The 18,099-nt window shown below is 39.8% G+C and carries 21 protein-coding genes; 13 read left to right on the top strand and 8 right to left on the bottom strand.

Annotated features, from left to right (window positions below; all coding sequences use genetic code 11):
* Positions 1 to 61: 61 nt before the first annotated feature.
* Positions 62 to 952 (bottom strand): LysR family transcriptional regulator, encoded by an 891-nt coding sequence (locus tag AN392_RS06640; RefSeq protein WP_054202525.1) that lies wholly within the window; start codon positions 950 to 952, stop codon positions 62 to 64.
* Between the two features lie 115 nt (positions 953 to 1,067).
* Here AN392_RS06640 and AN392_RS06635 point away from each other — a divergent pair, with 115 nt between their 5' ends.
* From AN392_RS06635 to AN392_RS06610, 6 genes are all read left to right on the top strand, one after another.
* Positions 1,068 to 1,472, top strand: coding sequence for a lactoylglutathione lyase (locus tag AN392_RS06635; protein ID WP_010390477.1), 405 nt, complete (start codon positions 1,068 to 1,070; stop codon positions 1,470 to 1,472).
* Positions 1,473 to 1,511: 39 nt separating this feature from the next.
* On the top strand, positions 1,512 to 2,612 hold the full coding sequence (locus AN392_RS06630; protein WP_054202524.1) for an alkene reductase: 1,101 nt from the start codon (positions 1,512 to 1,514) through the stop codon (positions 2,610 to 2,612).
* A 29-nt stretch (positions 2,613 to 2,641) separates the two neighbouring features.
* The gene (locus AN392_RS06625) at positions 2,642 to 3,181 is read left to right on the top strand and encodes a YbhB/YbcL family Raf kinase inhibitor-like protein (protein WP_010390480.1); all 540 of its coding nucleotides are present in this window, start codon (positions 2,642 to 2,644) and stop codon (positions 3,179 to 3,181) included.
* A 48-nt stretch (positions 3,182 to 3,229) separates the two neighbouring features.
* Positions 3,230 to 4,132, top strand: coding sequence for a polysaccharide deacetylase family protein (locus tag AN392_RS06620; protein WP_055012294.1), 903 nt, complete (start codon positions 3,230 to 3,232; stop codon positions 4,130 to 4,132).
* 197 nt (positions 4,133 to 4,329) lie between these two features.
* The gene (locus AN392_RS06615) at positions 4,330 to 4,899 is read left to right on the top strand and encodes a DUF2799 domain-containing protein (protein ID WP_082424791.1); all 570 of its coding nucleotides are present in this window, start codon (positions 4,330 to 4,332) and stop codon (positions 4,897 to 4,899) included.
* A gap of 30 nt (positions 4,900 to 4,929) precedes the next feature.
* Positions 4,930 to 5,178: a hypothetical protein gene (locus AN392_RS06610; protein ID WP_010390486.1), complete on the top strand. Its 249-nt coding sequence runs from the start codon at positions 4,930 to 4,932 to the stop codon at positions 5,176 to 5,178.
* Positions 5,179 to 5,224: 46 nt separating this feature from the next.
* Here AN392_RS06610 and AN392_RS06605 read toward each other — a convergent pair whose 3' ends face one another.
* Genes AN392_RS06605 through AN392_RS06590 form a run of 4 tightly spaced genes read right to left on the bottom strand, consistent with a single transcriptional unit; the run spans position 5,225 to position 8,717 of the window.
* Positions 5,225 to 5,725, bottom strand: coding sequence for a DUF3299 domain-containing protein (locus AN392_RS06605; protein WP_055012248.1), 501 nt, complete (start codon positions 5,723 to 5,725; stop codon positions 5,225 to 5,227).
* A 14-nt stretch (positions 5,726 to 5,739) separates the two neighbouring features.
* Positions 5,740 to 6,996, bottom strand: a complete 1,257-nt coding sequence (locus tag AN392_RS06600; RefSeq protein ID WP_055012247.1) for an ABC transporter permease — start codon at positions 6,994 to 6,996, stop codon at positions 5,740 to 5,742.
* On the bottom strand, positions 6,993 to 7,679 hold the full coding sequence (locus tag AN392_RS06595; protein WP_055012246.1) for an ABC transporter ATP-binding protein: 687 nt from the start codon (positions 7,677 to 7,679) through the stop codon (positions 6,993 to 6,995). The genes AN392_RS06600 and AN392_RS06595 overlap by 4 nt, the downstream gene beginning before the upstream one ends.
* Positions 7,680 to 7,685: 6 nt before the next feature.
* Positions 7,686 to 8,717, bottom strand: coding sequence for a CDP-glycerol glycerophosphotransferase family protein (locus tag AN392_RS06590; RefSeq protein WP_055012245.1), 1,032 nt, complete (start codon positions 8,715 to 8,717; stop codon positions 7,686 to 7,688).
* A gap of 217 nt (positions 8,718 to 8,934) precedes the next feature.
* On the opposite strand from AN392_RS06590, the gene AN392_RS06585 reads away from it, so the two are divergent.
* From AN392_RS06585 to AN392_RS06565, 5 genes are all read left to right on the top strand, one after another.
* Positions 8,935 to 10,038, top strand: coding sequence for a phosphoribosylaminoimidazolesuccinocarboxamide synthase (locus tag AN392_RS06585; protein WP_010390493.1), 1,104 nt, complete (start codon positions 8,935 to 8,937; stop codon positions 10,036 to 10,038).
* 137 nt (positions 10,039 to 10,175) lie between these two features.
* On the top strand, positions 10,176 to 10,841 hold the full coding sequence (locus AN392_RS06580) for a methylamine utilization protein (protein WP_055012244.1): 666 nt from the start codon (positions 10,176 to 10,178) through the stop codon (positions 10,839 to 10,841).
* The gene (locus tag AN392_RS06575) at positions 10,831 to 13,146 is read left to right on the top strand and encodes an EAL domain-containing protein (RefSeq protein ID WP_054202517.1); all 2,316 of its coding nucleotides are present in this window, start codon (positions 10,831 to 10,833) and stop codon (positions 13,144 to 13,146) included. Before AN392_RS06580 ends, AN392_RS06575 begins: the two co-directional genes overlap by 11 nt.
* Positions 13,147 to 13,159: 13 nt before the next feature.
* Positions 13,160 to 13,966, top strand: a complete 807-nt coding sequence (locus tag AN392_RS06570; RefSeq protein WP_282454125.1) for a DUF3034 family protein — start codon at positions 13,160 to 13,162, stop codon at positions 13,964 to 13,966.
* Positions 13,966 to 14,385: a group 1 truncated hemoglobin gene (locus AN392_RS06565; RefSeq protein WP_055012243.1), complete on the top strand. Its 420-nt coding sequence runs from the start codon at positions 13,966 to 13,968 to the stop codon at positions 14,383 to 14,385. The genes AN392_RS06570 and AN392_RS06565 overlap by 1 nt, the downstream gene beginning before the upstream one ends.
* A gap of 41 nt (positions 14,386 to 14,426) precedes the next feature.
* On the opposite strand, the gene AN392_RS06560 is transcribed toward AN392_RS06565, so the two are convergent.
* Positions 14,427 to 15,170: a glycosyltransferase family 25 protein gene (locus AN392_RS06560; RefSeq protein ID WP_054202514.1), complete on the bottom strand. Its 744-nt coding sequence runs from the start codon at positions 15,168 to 15,170 to the stop codon at positions 14,427 to 14,429.
* A gap of 131 nt (positions 15,171 to 15,301) precedes the next feature.
* Here AN392_RS06560 and AN392_RS06555 point away from each other — a divergent pair, with 131 nt between their 5' ends.
* Positions 15,302 to 16,132: a sulfurtransferase gene (locus AN392_RS06555; RefSeq protein ID WP_055012242.1), complete on the top strand. Its 831-nt coding sequence runs from the start codon at positions 15,302 to 15,304 to the stop codon at positions 16,130 to 16,132.
* A gap of 1 nt (position 16,133) precedes the next feature.
* Here the strand turns inward: AN392_RS06555 and AN392_RS06550 are convergent, their stop codons facing one another.
* Positions 16,134 to 16,484, bottom strand: coding sequence for a DUF5522 domain-containing protein (locus tag AN392_RS06550; RefSeq protein WP_055012293.1), 351 nt, complete (start codon positions 16,482 to 16,484; stop codon positions 16,134 to 16,136).
* Positions 16,485 to 16,527: 43 nt separating this feature from the next.
* Between AN392_RS06550 and AN392_RS06545 the strand changes: the two genes are divergently transcribed.
* Positions 16,528 to 16,854, top strand: coding sequence for a hypothetical protein (locus tag AN392_RS06545; protein ID WP_055012241.1), 327 nt, complete (start codon positions 16,528 to 16,530; stop codon positions 16,852 to 16,854).
* 148 nt (positions 16,855 to 17,002) lie between these two features.
* On the opposite strand, the gene AN392_RS06540 is transcribed toward AN392_RS06545, so the two are convergent.
* Positions 17,003 to 17,971 (bottom strand): class 1 fructose-bisphosphatase, encoded by a 969-nt coding sequence (locus tag AN392_RS06540; protein WP_008115459.1) that lies wholly within the window; start codon positions 17,969 to 17,971, stop codon positions 17,003 to 17,005.
* Positions 17,972 to 18,099 lie beyond the last annotated feature (128 nt).

Raw genomic sequence — 18,099 nt, 5'->3', positions numbered from 1 at the left:
ACGTTATAAATAAAACCTTGGAAGTGCATGCTTTCAAGGTTTTATTTTGTCGGCTGTTTATTTAAATTTGCTGCTGAAAAAAATCCATAAATGCGGCAACTTGTCGTGGCTGAAATTGCCTTGATGGGTAAAGAAACTGTAAGCCAACTTGCTGTTTATCTTTATTACTAAAACCGAGAATATAGTCATCAAGTAGCGTCACTAAATTACCCTTAGTCAGATCATCATTAATATCTACCATTGATTTTAGAGCAATACCTGCACCGTTAATTGCCCACTGTCTGATCACTGCACCATCACTGCTACTCATAGCTACAGGTACGCGAATTACCTCGTCTTTAAAATGCCAGTCATGCATCGATTGACCAAGTCTCTCCATTACTAAGCAGCGATGATTTAATAAATCGCTTGGTTGTAAAGGTTGGCCATGTATTTTTAAATATTCAGCTGAAGCACATAACACACGTTTATTGGCTTTGATCATTCGGCTAATCAAATTACTATCGGGTAAGTTTCCAAAGCGAATAGCAATATCAATGCCTTCTTCAACTAGATTAACTAAGCCATCGGTTAAATGTAGGTGTGGTTTTACTTGTGGATTCAGTGCTACAAATTTAGCTATTGCAGGGGCAACAAACTGTTTACCAAAGTCAGAGGGTGCGGTTACTTTGAGACTACCCGAAAGAGTGTTTTTACTAAGCTGAATACTTTGCTCTGCGGCATCAATTTCAGCAATCACTCTTAAACAGCCTTGAAAAAAGTGCTCTCCAGCCTCGGTTAATTTAATACTTCGAGTATTACGTATTAAGAGTCGGGTTTGATAGTGATTTTCAAGCTGGTTGATACGTGCCGTCATACTCGCAGGCGATAAACCAATTTTTCGCCCAGCTGCAGCAAGCCCGCCAGAGCGCACCACATGAACAAAAAGCTGCATATCATCAATCTTAGCCATCGTTCCTCACTCTTTATAATTCAGTATTAATGAATAGTGTTTTTGATATTAACTCAATTATCAAATTTAAGTAAATAGTTAAACTGGTTGTACTCATTATCAACAGAGAAAGTTTATGCGTTTAGATCATGTATTAATTTCTAGTTGTGATTACCAGGCGATGCGACAGTTCTTTATAAATTCAGTTGGGCTAGTTGAAGGGTATCGTCCGCCTTTCCCTTTCGAGGGGGCATGGTTATACGGCAGTGATAATGTTGCTTTGATTCATTTGGTTAATGCCACGGGTAATAAAGCGCAACAGGGTTACTTATCAGCATTAAACAGCAAAACCCAAGGCCGAGGAGTGGTAGATCACATTGCGATTCGTAGCATAGGTTATCAAGGATTGAAAAGTCGCTTAGCGCAAACAGGTATAAGCTACTTTGAGCGAACCGTGCCAGAGCTATTAGAGCAGCAAGTCTTTATACCTGGACCAGAAGAGATAAAGGTCGAAATGCTATTTAGTAGTGATGAAATTTAATTTAAATCCAGATAAACATTATTTATAAGAGAGTTAGTTATGTCTATAGAATCCTTATTTGAAGTTAAAACCCTCGGTGGCATGGTCACTCAAAATAGAATTGTGATGGCACCTATGACCCGTTCGCGAACTGCGCAACCGGGTGATATTCCCACTGAACTGATGGCCACTTATTATGCGCAGCGTGCTACTGCAGGGCTGATTATTTCTGAAGCAACACAAATTTCTGCTCAGGGCAAAGGTTACTCATTTACGCCAGGTATTTACACGCAAGAACAAATCGAAGGTTGGAAGCAAGTAACACAAGCTGTGCATAAAGAAGGTGGTAAAATATTTTTACAACTTTGGCACGTTGGTCGAATGTCGCACTCTTCATTTCATCATGATGGAACGCCAGTTGCCCCATCTGCACTTGCCCCAGATGCACAAGTTTGGGTGGTAGGCGATGATGGAGAAGGACGGATGCTTGACTGCCCAACCCCACGAGCACTAAGTGTTAAAGAAATTAAAGAAATAGTAAATGATTATAAGCAAGCGGCAATTAACGCGATTGAGGCTGGTTTCGATGGCGTTGAAATACATGGAGGTAACGGGTATTTAATTGATCAGTTTTTAAGACGTTCAGCGAATAAACGCACAGATGAATATGGCGGTAGCCAAGAAAACCGTATTCGTTTTGCCTGTGAAATTATTGGCGCAATTAGTAATGCCATTGGAGCTCATAAAGTGGGTATTAGATTAGCGCCTTTTATCACTCAGCGTGGTATGGGTGATAGTGAAGCAATTGACACTATTTTATTGGCAGCAAAGCAATTTGAGCAAATTGGTATTGCGTATATTCATCTTGCCGAAGCGGACTGGGACGATGCACCTACCGTAACACCAGAGTTTAGAGTCGCACTTCGTCAGTATTTTAGTGGCGCGATTATTGTTGCCGGTAATTATACCGAGCATTCAGGTGCGCAGCTTATTGAACAAGGTCTTGCCGATTACATTGCATTCGGTCGTCGTTTTATTGCCAACCCAGACTTACCGTATCGTATTCAAGAGCAACTGCCACTAAACACGATTACCGATGGGAGTACATTGTTTGGCGGTACAGCCAAAGGTTATACCGATTACCCAGCATATCAAAAGTAACTTTTTAACTGAAAATATAAGGGCTAAAAATGGTTAATTTTTCAAACTCAGTAGTTACTTTACTGATCAGCGGGCTGTTTAGTAGTGCCAGTTTTGCGGCTGAATTTAGTTTATCGAGCCCTGATTTACAGCCAGGGCAGGCAATAAAGAGTGAGCAATACTGGAATAGTTTTGGTTGTCAGGGGAGTAATGTTAGGCCACAACTTAAATGGCAAAATGCGCCTAAGAAAGCCAAAAGCTTTGCCGTGACAGTGTATGACAATGACGCACCAACTGGCAGTGGTTTTTGGCACTGGGTAGTACATGATATTCCTCTTACTAGTAACTCACTATCTTCAACGACTTTGCCCAAAGGAGCCATTGAAGGTAATACGGATATGGGGAAGCCCGGATACCTTGGGCCATGTCCACCAGAAGGACGCAAGCATAGCTACACCTATAAAGTGTATGCATTGGATGTAGAAAAATTAGCTGTTCCACAAGGGGCAACAAGTGCACTTACAGGGTTTTTCTTACACCAACACTCTTTGCAAACAGCCGAGATCACAGTAACGGCAGGACCGCGTTAATTAGCTTAGGAGATAAAAATGAAGGCTTTACCTTTACTCATTCTTTTAATGGCACTGTGCAGCAGTAAGCTATTAAATGCAGCCCCACTACCTGAGAAATCAGGTTATTGGCCTGATGATGCACAATTAGTGATTTCTATTTCAATGCAATTTGAAGCAACAGCACAAGACAGCTCTGATGCAGGGCCGTTTCCTCAAATAGAGCAGGGTTATCACGATACTATTTCGCCTACTTGGTATCAGTATGGGATGAATGAAGGGATCCCGCGATTACTTGAACTATGGGATAAACATAATATTAAAGTTACCTCTCATATGGTGGGCAGGGCTGTGGAATTAAATCCAGCACTTGCTAAAGAAGTGGTTTCACGAGGGCATGAAGCATCGGGTCACGGCCAAACATGGACACCACAATATTCGATGAGTGTTGAACAAGAGCGCGCTTCATATATTAAAAGTGCAGATATTATCGAAAAAGTGACAGGAATGCGGCCAGTTGGCTTCAATGCATTTTGGATGAGACACTCAGTAAATACACTTACGCTTTTGCAAGAGCTTGGGTTTATTTATCATATTGATGATCTATCGCGTGATGAGCCTTCTTTTACACCAGTAAATAATAAGCCTTTTGTGGTTGTACCTTATACTTTTCGTAATAACGACATTGTGCGCTACTCAGGAAGCACAGCTATGACGGCCCAAGCCTACTTACAAGAGTTAAAGGATGAGTTTGATGTGTTATACGCCGAAGGTAAGCATAGAAGACGGATGATGTCGATTAGTGCTCATGACCGTATTGCAGGAACGCCTGCACGGGTAAAAGCGCTTGATGATTTTATCCAATATGCAAAACAGCATACTGGTGTTAAGTTCATGCGAAAAGATAACATAGCCCGTTGGATAATGAAGCAAAATAATGTGCCTACTAATCCGGCTCAGACGGCTAGATAAAGGAAACATCTATGAGGCAGCTTTTTAATACCATAAGTATGCCTCGTGTGATTTTTAGAGGTGAAGGAGTTAAGTTGTTGTCGTAAATTTTAAACATCAACGGAATTAGAATAGCTTGTTACATTTTTACTATTCACTTTAAACGAATATCTCTTAAAATAGGTACTTGAATAGTCTATAACACTTTAGGAAATAGCATGTTTAGCCGATGTATGTTCATTTTATTTGTACTATCTCTATCAGGATGCTCTTCTTTGTCTCAGGATGAATGTATACAGGCCAATTGGACAAACCTAGGCTTTAGTCATGGCGAGCAAGGGTATACATTTGAACATGGCAGAGAAATTATATCCGCTTGTAGTGAGTTTGGTATCACTGCAAAACTAGATGATTATAAGGTTGGTTACAAGCAGGGGCTCGCAGCCTTTTGTGAGCCTGAAAATGGCTTTACCCTGGGCTTACGAGGGGATGCGTATAACGGGGTTTGTAATGACACACAGTTTAGAAAAGCATGGCAAGAGGGTAATGAGCGTTATCAATTTGAAGCAAGGAAAGCTGAGATAGATGATCGACTTAATAATATTAATTGGCGGTTGCAATCTATTAGTAATGAATTAGCGAGTGATAAACCGTCAAGTAGCCAAAATAAAGAGTTACGCCGAGAGCGAGAGCTATTGGAGAGAGAGCGTCGTGATTTAAGAAAAGAAAAAGCACTTCTGCCATTACTCAACAAGCTTCCTTCATGGCATTTTGAGTATGAACTATAATTTATAACATATCCTTTTACGGTGATTAATATGAAAGTAATATCAATTTTAATAACATTTCTGATCCTCAGTGGGTGTGCGTCAAAAGAAATGCCAGACGGTTATGGAAATGAAGTATTTGCGGAGCATGAGTGCTTAGGTGGTGAAGTTGAAACAGACTATAGCTACACAATTTTTAGCTCTGACGAAGATGAAAGCAATAAGAGTACGGTGAAGTCGACTTGTCATCCAGTGAAAACTCAGTCTGAACTTGAGCGAGATATAAGGACGGGTGGTTGATAGAACAAAATAAAACCCACTTTAAAAGTGGGTTTTATTTTAAGAATTAAAGCTCAAAGGGAGCAACACCGACAGCTTGCATTTGATAACCCACTTGGGCTATTTCGCCAGACCAAGTTTGCGTTTTAATAACGCCCGTTACAACAATCGCATCATATAAGCTATCGATAGGCACACCGCCTTTAATAGTTACATGAACCAGCTGGTTTGGCGGTGGGGGTGGCACATGAATACAGGCACCAAAGTAAGGGACTAATAAAAACTCGGTAATAAGTTCGCTGTCACCTTCAAGTGGCACAACAAACCCAGGTAAGCTAACAGACTGCCCATCAAGTGTTTTAACAACCGGCGCGTCCAAATCAGGTTGCACCCAGTTTTGCTCACTGCCTTCGTGATTAGCTTGTGCTTGGGTATCTATTTGCACATGCCCTTGTGGGATCAAGTCTTCCCAAAAAATTTCCTTCGGGGGATTTGCAATGCTAGCAAAGCTAATTAGCACTGCACTTAATAGCATTAAAGAGTGTGTAGTTACTTTAAACAACGTCATGATCATCCTAAAGTTTATATTTTTATACTCATACCATCACTAAGAGAATAAAAGTAAGCGCGTGTAGCAGGGATCAAGCCAATAATGAATCCCGCAGCCATAATAACGCCAATCAAAGTGAGTTCATAGTCAGAGAGCATACTGATATTAATGCTCACTCCTGCTTGGCTTTGTAAGTAACCCGCGGTTGTGCCCATAAGCGCATAAAATAGAGTGCAGCCTACTAAGCAACCTAAAAAGGTAGTGAGCAGTGATTCTATACTGATCAGTGAAAATAATTGCCAAGGGCGGGCGCCCACAGAACGTAATATTGCCAGTTCTCTGCGGCGTTGATTAAGGTTAGCCAGCAGTGTGGTTAACATGCCGAGCAAGCTAATAATGACCACCACAAATGAAAATAGCAATAGGATCTTTTCTATTATTGCCAGCATTTCCCAAAGCTCTTTTAGTGTGACTGTAGGCATAATCGCTAATAAAGGCTCTGGCTTAAATTGGTTTATGTTACGCCTAATTTGCAGCGTATAAAGCGGTGAGTCGAAGCCCATTAAAAAGGCGGTAATTTGTTTTGGATGGCCAACTAGTGCGTGACTCGAGTGATCATGATGATCGTCATGATCGTCATGATCATCATGGCCGCCACCATGAATCATTTCAATTGCCGCCAGCGGCACATGCAAGGTTTTATCAACAGGGGTGCCAGTAGGCTTTAAAATACCAACAACTTTGAAGGGGTTATCATCATGATGATGAAAGCTAGTATTGCCCATACCATGAGAAATAACGATTTCATCACCAATTTTATAGGCCAGTTTACTTGCAACCTCACTCCCTATAACAACTTCATTGATGCTAGAAAAAGCCTGTCCTTGTGTAAATGCTAAGGGCTGTTTTTTAGCAAATCGATAGTGCTTAAAATAATCAAGTGTGGTGCCTAAAACTGCTTGGCCCTTATGGCTATCTCCAAGGCTGATAGGAATGCTCCACTTAACCCCGCGTTGTTTTGTAATGTATTGGTAGCTTTGCCAACTCACACCATTATTGGTGTGGCCAATTCTAAACACCGAGGAGAGTAGTAATTGAATATCGCCAGTACGTGCGCCAACAATTAAATCGGTACCCGAAATGGTATTACTAAAACTACTTTTAGCATCTACGCGAACGCGCTCAATACTGAGTAATAACATGACGCTAATCGCAATAGTGAGCAATGTCAGTAATACACTGGCACGTCTATTTAGCAAACTTTTATAGGCAAGTTTAAATAAAATCATACACCACCTTGTAAATTTACTAAGTCGATTGTGCGGCTAAAGAGTGGCTTTAATGTTTCATCGTGACTGACAAAAACAAGCGTGCTGTTACTTTTTTTTGCTTGTTCAAATAGCAGCTTAATAAAGCTTTCACGATTTTGCGTATCAAGTGCTGAAGTAGGCTCATCGGCAATGATAAGTTCGGGGCTGCCTATAAATGCACGTGCTGCAGCAACTCGCTGTTGCTGCCCAATACTTAAAGTGGCAACATTTTGATTATGAAGGTGCGGCTCTAACCCAAGTGCATTGAGAAGTCGGGCAGCTTCTTTGATTAAACTCTCAATTTGGTTGAGCACGTGTTGCTGACGCTTTTTCGAAAATTGGCACCCTAAACATACATTTTCTAATGGGGTTAAATAAGGTAGTAAATTAAAGTTTTGGAAAATATAGCCAATATGATCCGCTCTAAATGCGTCGCGTTGTGCATTGGTAAGCGCACTTAGATTTTGGTTCAAAACACAAAGTTGGCCGCTAGTGGTTACATTAATGCCTGCCAGTAGTGCCAGTAAGGTAGATTTACCACTGCCGCTTGGCCCATGTAAAAAAACATGTTCACCTTCATCAATGGCGAGTTGCTCAATAGTGAGAGTGGGGCTGGCTGCTTTTTTATGCCATTTAAAAGATACATTCTCAAGGTTGATCATAACGTCTTACCAACTCCAATAGTTAAGTCTTTTGCGCATTTTAAATTGTCTAATAAGATTAAGTGGTTTAGCTTTGAGCTTTTCATCACTATGCAACAGTTCATTGGTTGCGCAAAGTACTCGTTGGCTTGACTTGCCATCTGTGTATGGGTGTAATTCTTGGCAAAAAGCTTCAATATTATCCACAAGTTCTTTTGGGTAAGTTAGTGCATAGTCTATTGCGGCTTCAACGTTATTTTTATCTGTAATATCAAGTAAGTGTTTTTCAGGTGCTTTATTACAAAACGTTACAACCGGTTTTCGTTGTACTAAAAACATCAGTAGTATGGATGAAGTATCGCACAGCATTACATCAGCAGATTGTAATAAAGGAATAACATTGTCTGTTTCAACAAAGGTTAGATTATCATTACTTAACGCTTGGTATTTATTAACCCACTCTTGCGGCATTTTCGGATGAAACTGAACTAATAGTCGCCATTTACCGCTTTCACTAAAGTGTTTTATTTGTTCATAAAGTTTAGGTGCAAGAGATAAGCGTTTTGAAAATGTAGAACAGATTAACACCGTTGGGCGAGAGTCTTTACTTAAATAAGGATTACTTGCATGATCATTAAACAGAGGATCTAGTGTGGGCCAACCAGTTTCTGAAACTTGGAAAAAGCCATGCTTTTTAGCAAGCTCTTGAAACCTTAAAGTCGTATTAGGTCCTTGTGTACAATATAAATCAAAACAACCTCTAATATTGAAATGGTCTTCTTTACCTTTTCTGTTTAGCTTTCCAGAATTAAAACCATGAAATACAGCTACTTTTTTTCCTGGAATAAAGCTTGGAATAGTATTGCCTGGTATGAAAACAGCATCTGGCTCCCAATCTTTTATACTTTTGACTGATTCAAGGCGATGTTCAGTTGGTTTTAAAAACTTAGGGTCTACTTCATCACCCTCTAAGAACCATTTAACTTCCCCTCCTTGAGCTAATATTTCTGCTTGCAATGGCCTTAAAATAGCATAGGAATAATTTTGAGAAATATACATTAAATATTTCTTATTCTTAGTGGCAGTTAAATAGTTCAAGCTAGCTCCTTAGGGCAAGTAATCATGCAAGTTTACCCCAATGCGTCAGCTAGATAAATATTCTGAGATGATTTGTTTTTAGCCTAAGATTGAGCTTTGTGGTTGCCTAGATTATTATAGAGCGCCTAACCCCAATTCCATACTTTGCTCTTTGAGCATGCCAAACCCCGGAGATAGCATGACTAGCTATAAAGTTTTAGACGTAAACGATGACTTACCCATTCGTACTAAAGGTAAAGTACACAGTGGCAAAGTGCGTTCAGTTTATTGGTTAACTGATGCAGATAGCAAACGCTTAATAAATGAAAAAGGCTATAACGTTCCTGCCGATACTGAATTAGCCATTATGGTTATTTCAGACAGAATTTCTGCTTTTGATTGCATATGGCAAGGTGAAAATGGCCTAAATGGCGTTCCTGGTAAAGGGATTGCATTAAACTCAGTGGCTGCTCATTGGTTTAACATGTTTAATGAAGCCGGTTTGGCGGGTAATCATATTGTTGATATTCCTCATCCATACGTATGGATTGTTCGTAAAGCCAGTACAGTTAAAGTTGAAGCGATTGCTCGTCAATATATTACCGGCAGTATGTGGCGCGACTACGCCAAAGGCGAAAGACACTTTTGTGGTTTGCAACTTCCTGAAGGCTTAAAAGCGAATCAAAAGCTTGAGCACGTACTTATAACTCCCTCTACTAAAGGTATTATAGAAGGGGTTGCTGATATTCCTGCCGTTGATGATGTAAACATTACTCGTGAAAATATTACAAACAACTTAGATGTTTTCAATTTTAAATCGACTGACGATGTCACCAAATACGAAAAATTATTGGTAGAAGGATTCGAGTTAATCAGTAGTGAGTTAGCTAAGCTAGGGCAAATTTTCGTCGATACTAAATTTGAATTTGGTTATGTAGAAGATTTAAATGGTGTGCAGCAACTTATTTATATTGATGAAGTAGGGACACCAGATTCATCGCGTATTTGGGATGAAGCATCTTATAAGAATGGCAAAATTGTTGAAAACTCAAAGGAAGGCTTCCGTCAGCTGTTAATTAATAACGTACCAGAGAGTGATGTGTTATTAAATAAAGACCGTATGGCTGAGCGTGAGCAGCTAGCAAAAGATTATATTTTACCTGAGTCAGTAATGCTTGAAGTGTCTGACACTTATGTGGGTATCGCTAGCAAAATTATCGGTAAAGAGATCGTTATACCCAATGATCCACGCCAAGAAGTGATTGCAATTTTAGATACTGACTACGGGTTAATCGTTAATTAGCGAAGTAAGTAGACAGGCATAGCAATGCTCATTTTTACTAGTAAAAAAGTATTTATTTTAACTAACTGAGCTATAATTCTTGCAATTAGTGCTCGTCTCTAATTAACTTAACCTATAGTGAATATTTAGGTGTGATTATGTTAGAGCGAGCAATGCAAGTTATTGCAAAACGTCGTTATTTATTAGTACTGGGTGCATTGTTTAGTGTGTCGGCCTTTGGCAATACCATTAATTTGGTTATTAAAGATCAGCATGACCAAGTATTGCCTAATGCTGTCGTAGAAATAAATCATTTACCTTCCTCAAAAACTACGGGCAGTTTACCCACGGCGGTAATGGATCAAGTTGATAAACAGTTTTCACCACAGCTACTTATTGTACACCAAGGTCAGTACGTTAACTTTCCAAATAGCGATAATATTCGCCACCATGTATATTCTTTTTCAAAAGCAAAGCCCTTTCAATTAAAGCTCTATTCTGGTCAGCCAGAAGATCCCATTAAGTTTGATAATCAAGGTGTTGTTGTTCTAGGCTGCAATATCCACGATTCTATGGTGGGCTATATTTATGTCGCTAATAGTAATCATGTGTATACCAGCAACGAGCAAGGCCAAATAAATCTACAAGTTGACTCTTTTCCTGTGCAAGCCAGTGTCTGGCACTCACTGCAAACAGCGACTTTGGATAATAAAAAAATGTTTGATATAAAATCAACCAGCCCGGTATCAATCACTATAAATACGTCTACGCCTGCACCACGTAACACCTTTGGCAGTCAATTTAGGGAAGGTAATGGGCAATAATTTACGTAGCCGTATAACAACGCTATGCGTTGGCTTGGTGTTACTTACAACTTTACTCAGCTTAGTGAGTTTTTGGTGGTCTACGAGTAAGTTTCAGGCAGAAAAAGTACAGCAAAATATAACGGTTGCGCAAAGCGTTTATAAGCAATATTTAAAATCAAAAGAGAGCTTGCTATTAACTGCTGCAAAGGTGTTAACCGCTGATTTTGGTTTTAAGCAGGCAGTTGCTACTCGCGATGCAGCCACCATTAGTAGTGTATTATACAATCATAGCCAACGGATCAATGCCGATTTAATGCTGTTGCTCGATTTATCGGGGCGGTTAGTGTCTGCTAATGTGAATGCACAAAATTTTGCAGATAACCTACAGCCCTTGATGGATGAATTATTAAATAATTCTGAACAATCGAGCTTTGTAGTGTTAAATAATCAGCTCTATCAAGTAATATTATTGCCAGTTAAAACCCCCAGAACCATCGCTTACAGTTTAGTCGGGTTCAAAATCACATCGGCTGTGACTACTGAGCTGAAAAGCTTAACCGGTATGGAGGTTAGCTTTGTTGCGCAATTAGATAGTTTTGCAGCAAGCTCGTTTGCACCTCAACCTGAAAAATTTCAACCTATAGAATACTTTGAAAATAAAACTACAGCTCGTTTTTTTGCTGAATATTTGGCCTATGAAAATCAACAAATAGCTTTACCATCTTTGCAATCACACCCGGTCACCTTACTACTAAGTGCTGATTTAACCTCAAGTTATCGAGATATTGAGCAACTATTGCTAACGCTAGTTACATTGGCCGTGTTAACCATGTTATTTGGTGTGATCACCAGTAGTTTGCTTGCCAATAACTTAACCAGCGGACTTACACAGTTAGCGGTTATCGCAAGGCAATTTGCCAAAGGTGACTACCGTTTTAAATTTGAAGGTAAAAAACAAAGCAGCGAAATAGCAACGCTAGTCAGCGCCTTTAATAACATGGGTAATGATATTAATAAGCGTGAGCAGCAAATCAGTTTTCAAGCACATCACGATACCTTAACAGGGTTTTATAACCGTTCAGCTATGTTAGATTTATTGGCAAAGCAGCTCACTAAAGATAGATGCTACACGCTTGTTGCTATTGATATAAAAGGCTTAAGACACATAAACGACAAGCTTGGTCCGCAAGTAGGAGATGAGTGTTTAATTGCGGTGGCAAACCGTATTCGTCAATTCTCTGATGAGCTTGGTGGATTTCATGCACGAATTGGCGGTGATGAGTTTTTAACGGTTTACCCCAGTGTGGAGGCTGACCAAGTAAAATGTGCTGTAGCCGATTTGATTGAGCAATTACAGGCACCTTATCAGATTAAAAGCTTAAAAATAAGTTTGCGTTTTAACGCTGGGATTGTGCAGTACCCTGGACAAGGCGTTAAAGCGGACGATTTAATGCGGCGTGTACTCATTGCTGTTGATGCGGCTACAACAAGCCAACAAAGCTTACATTACTACCAAGATGGTGAAGATGAGGCGCACTTAGACCGTTTAATCATGCTTGATGAGCTCAAACAAGCGATTGATGATGATAACGGGCAACTGTTTATGACTTATCAGCCTAAGTTGAATATTAAAAGTCAGAAAATTGATAAGGTTGAGTCACTTATTCGTTGGCAACGTGATGATGGGAGTTGGGTTTCGCCTGAAGTGTTCATTGATTTAGCTGAGCAGTCAGGGTTAATTGTGGAACTAACTGCCTGGGTTGTCGATACAGTTATTGCGCAAATAGCCGATTGGTATAAAAAAGGGATTCACTTACAGGCAGCCATTAATGTGTCAGCCCAAGATATTGCGCATGCGGGATTTCATAATTTGTTAGTCGCGACCTTAAAGAAATATCATGTAAGCCCAAGTTCTGTCACTATTGAGTTGACGGAGCGCGATATGATCGAAAATGAAGCTCAAGGTATCAAAGCGTTAGAGAACTTAAAAACTATCGGTGTTAAAATATCACTAGACGATTACGGTGTCGGGCAAACATCATTGGGGCGATTAAAAATGTTACCTATTGATGAGCTTAAGCTAGATAAATGCTTTATTTTAACTTTGCATGAGTCACAAAAAGATCAATACATAGTGCGCTCGTCAATCACACTTGGACACCAACTTGGGTTTTCAGTGGTGGCCGAGGGCGTAGAAACGGCAGCGTCTTTATCATTGCTTCATGAAATGCAATGCGATCATGCACAAGGTTACTACTTGAGTCGTCCTTTAAAAGCACAACAACTAGAACAATGGTTAGAGGAATATCAGGGTGTACATTAAATTTTTACTGAGCATGACACTCTTATTTTGCAGTACGCTAACTGTAGCTGCAACGGGAAAACTATTAGCAACACCGGGCGTGTCTCAAGTTGAAGGCAGTGCAGGAGGAGGGTTAGTTCCTTGGGCGCAGCTAGCAGGTTATGCTAGTGAGGACGAATGGGCTGTTAATGGCTTTTGTAGTCGTGCTGATGTAACAGATTACCGCCTAGATGCCTGTGGTGTGCAGCTTAACCTATTTAATCGTGTTGAACTGAGTTATGCAGTGCAGCAGTTTGATGTGCCTGCGCTCAATACAGAAATAGAGCAGTCAATTTCTGGGGCAAAAATTCGTTTATATGGTGATATAGTATACAGTAAGTGGCCCCAGCTAAGCATGGGTGTACAGCATAAATCACTGGATGATGGCACAGTTGCAAAGTTGGTTGGCGCAAAAAAGACCAGTGGTACAGATGTGTACCTAGCAGCTAGTAAATTACATTTGGGCGCACTTGCTGGGTACAACTGGTTTTGGAATGTGACCACCCGTTACAGTAAAGCCAATCAGTTAGGGCTTTTAGGATATGGAGGGGCTAATGAAGGTAGCCATATTTTACTAGAAGCAAGTAGTGCGGTGTTTGTAAGTCGTGAACTTGCTATTGGCATTGAGTATCGACAAAAAGCCAATAACCTAGGTTTAGGCGAACAAGATTGGCGCGACTTATTTATAGCGTGGATGCCTAATAAACACGTCAGTGTAACGGCGGCCTATTTAGACTTAGGGCGGATTGCTGGTGTTGACAAACAAACCGGCTGGTATTTATCCGTAACGGGGTATTGGTAATGAAAATTAGAGTATTTATTTTTTATTGTTTAAGCTTGCTTGCAGGATGTGTTGCTCAGCCTAATACCTCTTTGTATCACCAACTTGGCGAGCGAGCTGGGCTTGAAAAGTTAACTGACAGTTTTATTGCCCAAATAGGTAATGACAAGCAGGTATTTCATTACTTTGAACACAGTAATATTAGCCATTTTCGACAAGGGTTTATTAGTCATTTATGTTCGCTGGTTGAGGGTCCTTGTGAATACAAAGGCGACTCGATGGTTGCGATTCATACAGGTATGAATATAAATGAAAAAGACTTCAATCACGTTGTCGATTTATTAATAAATGCAATGGACGAGCAAAATATCCCACATACAGTGCAAAATGAAATTTTAGCTAAAATGGCGCCATTGCGTGGCGAAATTATTAAGATTTAATTTTTATAATCAAATGCATACATGTAAAAATATGCTGGGTATTACTCACTTGTAATTTTGGCAAGATCCGCAGTTTTATATCGTCTTTGCCTATGAATACTCGATCTATGAATTAAATTTCTGATAAATGTACTGCGGTTGGAATGAGAGCCTGCATTAGCGCTTGTTATTTCACTAATAAAGCTTCGATCTTCGGCAACAGGATAGGGTTTTATGCCTATCATATTTAGGCCTACTTCAGTGTGAAACTGCATATCGACATCCACCGGTCTAAAAAACGGTTTTCTTTGCAGTAGTTTTTTAGCGCCGCTTAGTGAAATGATGTAGCCTTGAGTGCCGTTTGGTGCTTTTTTATAGTTGCCAACTGTTAGGTTATTTTCTAATAGCGTACTGTCAATAAATGGAAAGTTTCGATTATCAGATAACTTGATTAAATCCCAATTTTTTAATTTAAGCGCCGCATCAACAACATCTTTAAGTGAAGCTTCAATGAAAAGGTCATCCTCTAATACAACACAATAAGCGATATTTTCATCGACCATTTTTTGCCAAAGGCGCATATGGCTTACATAGCAACCAATTTCACCTGCAGATAGGTTGCGATTGTAACTTTTTTTATTTTTTTTCGGGCAATACCACTTGAGGATTTCTTGTTCACTAAGGTTTTTGCCAATGGTCGCTTCAAAACGTTCAGCATTTAAGTGTAGACTGGTAAGTCGCTTTAGGGTTGTTTCCCAACGGTCTTCGCAGCCTTGCATATTGATAATGTAAAAAGGGATTGGCATAATTTTATTTTATTTAGAAACCTCAAAGCAGCTATTTTAGCATTATTATAATTTGTAACCAGTCTAAATTCTGTTTATAAACAGGCTGTAATAATATATAGCTATTTCATTTCCTTAAATTTGGCAAGACGATGAAAAACATAGTCAGTGCAAAATGGTTACATGCGCGTTTAGAGCAAACTAACTTAGTTATTTTTGATGCAGGTATGCTACGCCCCTCTGCTGCAGGGGAGTACTCGCCCGTTGCTATGCTACCCAAAGCACAACGGTTTGATATCAAAAAAGAACTCGCAGATACCTCAAATCCATTACCCAATACTTTGTGTAGTGCAGAGCAATTTACTCAGGTGATGCAAAAAGCAGGCGTTAATCACGACTCATTGGTGCTGATTTATGAGGATGCGGGGTTATTCAGTGCAGCTAGAGCCTGGTGGATGTTTAAAGCCATGGGGTTTAATAACGTAAAAGTGCTCGGTGGTGGTTTAGCCAAGTGGCTTGAACTTGGGCTTGCGGTTGAGTCAAACTATACGCAAGCATCACTAAAAGGCGACTTTATTGCTCATTACCAGCCTGGTTACTTTATTGATAAAAAACAGGTGCTAAGTGCTACTAAGGATGCCAATACAGTTATTTTAGATGCGCGTGCTTATGAGCGCTTTACGGGTAAAAATAAAGAGCCAAGAGCGGGTATGCGCAGCGGCCACATTATTAATAGCTACTCGCTACCTTTAAGTAGTTTATTAGAAAATGGCGAGGCAAAATCACTCGACTTTATACAAACACAGTTTAGTGAATTAGTCGGTAATGCAACTCAGATACAGTTTAGCTGCGGTTCGGGTGTTACTGCCTGTGCGCTTGCATTGTTCGCTGATGAATGCGGATATAATAATTTAAGTGTTTACGACGGTTCGTGGAGTGAGTGGGGCGCTGATAGCTCACTGCCTATTGCTGTGGGTGGCTAATTTAACTATAGGGACAATTTTTACACCCGTTTTTGCAGCAAGTACCACGTTTTAAAAAATACCACTTACTAAACACCATGTAATTATTCTGCATGGTGTAATCTAACCCTTCAATTAAGTTATCATGGCTTCTAAATTGTTTAGCAAAAGCGATTTGAGCTTTTATTGGTTGAGTGTATATAGTCTCTAAATAGCTATTTATTTTAGCAAGAGTACATAAGCGGCATAAGCAGCTGGTTGCTGTATCATCGAGTGGTAAAATAGCAGGTAACTGATAACACCAACATGCGGTTATATCATTAACATTACAGTTAAGCGTTGTATTACATTGGCTGCAGTTTATCTGGGTCATTTTAGGTCTTATTAACAGTAGAGCAGCAAGAATAACAAACATTATGAATATACAAAAAGCATTGGCTGAATTTATTACATTTGGCGAGCAAAGAGATAGTGCCATTAGTGTGATTGTTTCAACCGCAGCAAGCAATAAAACCTACCTGTACACACTCACAAAGCCTGTACTAATTAATGTACTTACGCGTTGTTTCAATAAAGAAATTGATATTGACGATTTACCGCTGTGGGCAAATGTTATTGAGTCGCGAGATGACATAAATTGCGCTGAGCATGAAGGCGTTATTTACGCGCTGAGCAATAGCGAACAAATGGGCGAGCTTAGCCACAAAAAGCTTGAACAATTATTAGCATTATTAAAGGGCTAGATTTAGGCTAACTCAAAGCTTTTAGCTGCGAGCTTACTGTGGTTTTATGTAACGAATAAATAATATTAAGCCGTATTATGCGGCTTAATATTTTCTGACAACTGACAACTGACAACTGACAACTGACAACTGACAACTGACAACTAGTTTACTTATGATAGCTCAAGCAAGTTTCTACTTCGTCTTTAGAGCCTAAAATAACCGCAACTCGCTGATGGATAGCATCAGGCTGAATATCCATAATACGCTCAGTGCCTGTTGAAGCAATACCACCTGCTTGCTCTACTAGCATTGCCATTGGATTTGCTTCATATAGTAAACGTAGTTTATTAGGTTTATTAGGATCTTTAGTGTCAGTTGGGTAAGTAAATAAACCACCACGGCTAAGTACACGATGAACATCGCCAACCATTGCAGCAATCCAACGCATATTGAAGTTTTGAGCGCGAGGGCCTGTATCTCCGGCAAGTAAGTCATTAATGTAGTTTTGCATCGCTGGTTCCCAGTGGCGCTGGTTAGAGGCGTTAATTGCAAATTCATTAGTTTTAGCAGGAATAGCGGCAAAATCTTGAGTAAGTAAAAAGCTACCTTGGGTTTTATCTAAGGTAAACATGCGTGTACCTTTACCCGTTGTTAGCGCAAGCATAGTTGATGGGCCATACAGTACGTAACCTGCAGCCACTTGTTGATGCCCAGGTTGCATAAAAATCTTTTCATCAGCAGCATCTGAGCCCACAGGTGCTTTCATAATAGAAAAAATAGTACCTACAAGTGAGTTAATATCGGTATTTGACGAGCCATCAAGTGGATCAAATGCAACAATGTACTCGGCATCTGGGTTACCGGCAACAGTATAATCTTCTTCTTCAGAGGCAATCGCTTTAACTGTGCCTGACTCCAGCAATATATCTTTTAATAACTGATTAGACAGTACATCGAGTTTCTTTTGTGTTTCGCCTTGAATATTTTCATCGAGGGTTGAGCCTAATACGCCCGATAATTCACCTTGACCGACGCGAAATGAAATTTCTTTACATGCCGCTAAAATAGTACGAATTAACGACAAAAGTTCTCTTGAACAGCCATCTTCTAGTAATACTGGTGGGAGTCTACGCATTCTTTTTTCCTGATAACGTGTTAAAACTAATCATAATGTGAGAGAGATTAGTTTAGAGCGCTGAAATTCGTCTTAAATAACTGTATTGTATAAATAACCCCCTATAATGGGGTACCTACATCGCATTT

The organism is Pseudoalteromonas sp. P1-16-1b, from assembly GCF_001401785.1.
GTDB classification, from domain to species: domain Bacteria; phylum Pseudomonadota; class Gammaproteobacteria; order Enterobacterales; family Alteromonadaceae; genus Pseudoalteromonas; species Pseudoalteromonas undina.
The sequence above is the reverse complement of the archived record's forward strand: the minus strand, read 5'-3'. Positions and strand labels throughout refer to the sequence as shown.

Coding starts and splice junctions, on each gene's coding strand:
- AN392_RS06585 (WP_010390493.1), top strand. CDS start 8,935: ATGACTAGCTATAAAGTTTTAGACGTAAACGATGACTTACCCATTCGT.
- AN392_RS06540 (WP_008115459.1), bottom strand. CDS start 17,971: ATGCGTAGACTCCCACCAGTATTACTAGAAGATGGCTGTTCAAGAGAA.
- AN392_RS06550 (WP_055012293.1), bottom strand. CDS start 16,484: ATGACCCAGATAAACTGCAGCCAATGTAATACAACGCTTAACTGTAAT.
- AN392_RS06545 (WP_055012241.1), top strand. CDS start 16,528: ATGAATATACAAAAAGCATTGGCTGAATTTATTACATTTGGCGAGCAA.
- AN392_RS06580 (WP_055012244.1), top strand. CDS start 10,176: ATGTTAGAGCGAGCAATGCAAGTTATTGCAAAACGTCGTTATTTATTA.
- AN392_RS06600 (WP_055012247.1), bottom strand. CDS start 6,996: ATGATTTTATTTAAACTTGCCTATAAAAGTTTGCTAAATAGACGTGCC.
- AN392_RS06635 (WP_010390477.1), top strand. CDS start 1,068: ATGCGTTTAGATCATGTATTAATTTCTAGTTGTGATTACCAGGCGATG.
- AN392_RS06610 (WP_010390486.1), top strand. CDS start 4,930: ATGAAAGTAATATCAATTTTAATAACATTTCTGATCCTCAGTGGGTGT.
- AN392_RS06560 (WP_054202514.1), bottom strand. CDS start 15,170: ATGCCAATCCCTTTTTACATTATCAATATGCAAGGCTGCGAAGACCGT.
- AN392_RS06605 (WP_055012248.1), bottom strand. CDS start 5,725: ATGACGTTGTTTAAAGTAACTACACACTCTTTAATGCTATTAAGTGCA.
- AN392_RS06630 (WP_054202524.1), top strand. CDS start 1,512: ATGTCTATAGAATCCTTATTTGAAGTTAAAACCCTCGGTGGCATGGTC.
- AN392_RS06620 (WP_055012294.1), top strand. CDS start 3,230: ATGGCACTGTGCAGCAGTAAGCTATTAAATGCAGCCCCACTACCTGAG.
- AN392_RS06570 (WP_282454125.1), top strand. CDS start 13,160: ATGACACTCTTATTTTGCAGTACGCTAACTGTAGCTGCAACGGGAAAA.
- AN392_RS06555 (WP_055012242.1), top strand. CDS start 15,302: ATGAAAAACATAGTCAGTGCAAAATGGTTACATGCGCGTTTAGAGCAA.
- AN392_RS06615 (WP_082424791.1), top strand. CDS start 4,330: ATGTTTAGCCGATGTATGTTCATTTTATTTGTACTATCTCTATCAGGA.
- AN392_RS06565 (WP_055012243.1), top strand. CDS start 13,966: ATGAAAATTAGAGTATTTATTTTTTATTGTTTAAGCTTGCTTGCAGGA.
- AN392_RS06575 (WP_054202517.1), top strand. CDS start 10,831: ATGGGCAATAATTTACGTAGCCGTATAACAACGCTATGCGTTGGCTTG.
- AN392_RS06590 (WP_055012245.1), bottom strand. CDS start 8,717: ATGTATATTTCTCAAAATTATTCCTATGCTATTTTAAGGCCATTGCAA.
- AN392_RS06640 (WP_054202525.1), bottom strand. CDS start 952: ATGGCTAAGATTGATGATATGCAGCTTTTTGTTCATGTGGTGCGCTCT.
- AN392_RS06595 (WP_055012246.1), bottom strand. CDS start 7,679: ATGATCAACCTTGAGAATGTATCTTTTAAATGGCATAAAAAAGCAGCC.
- AN392_RS06625 (WP_010390480.1), top strand. CDS start 2,642: ATGGTTAATTTTTCAAACTCAGTAGTTACTTTACTGATCAGCGGGCTG.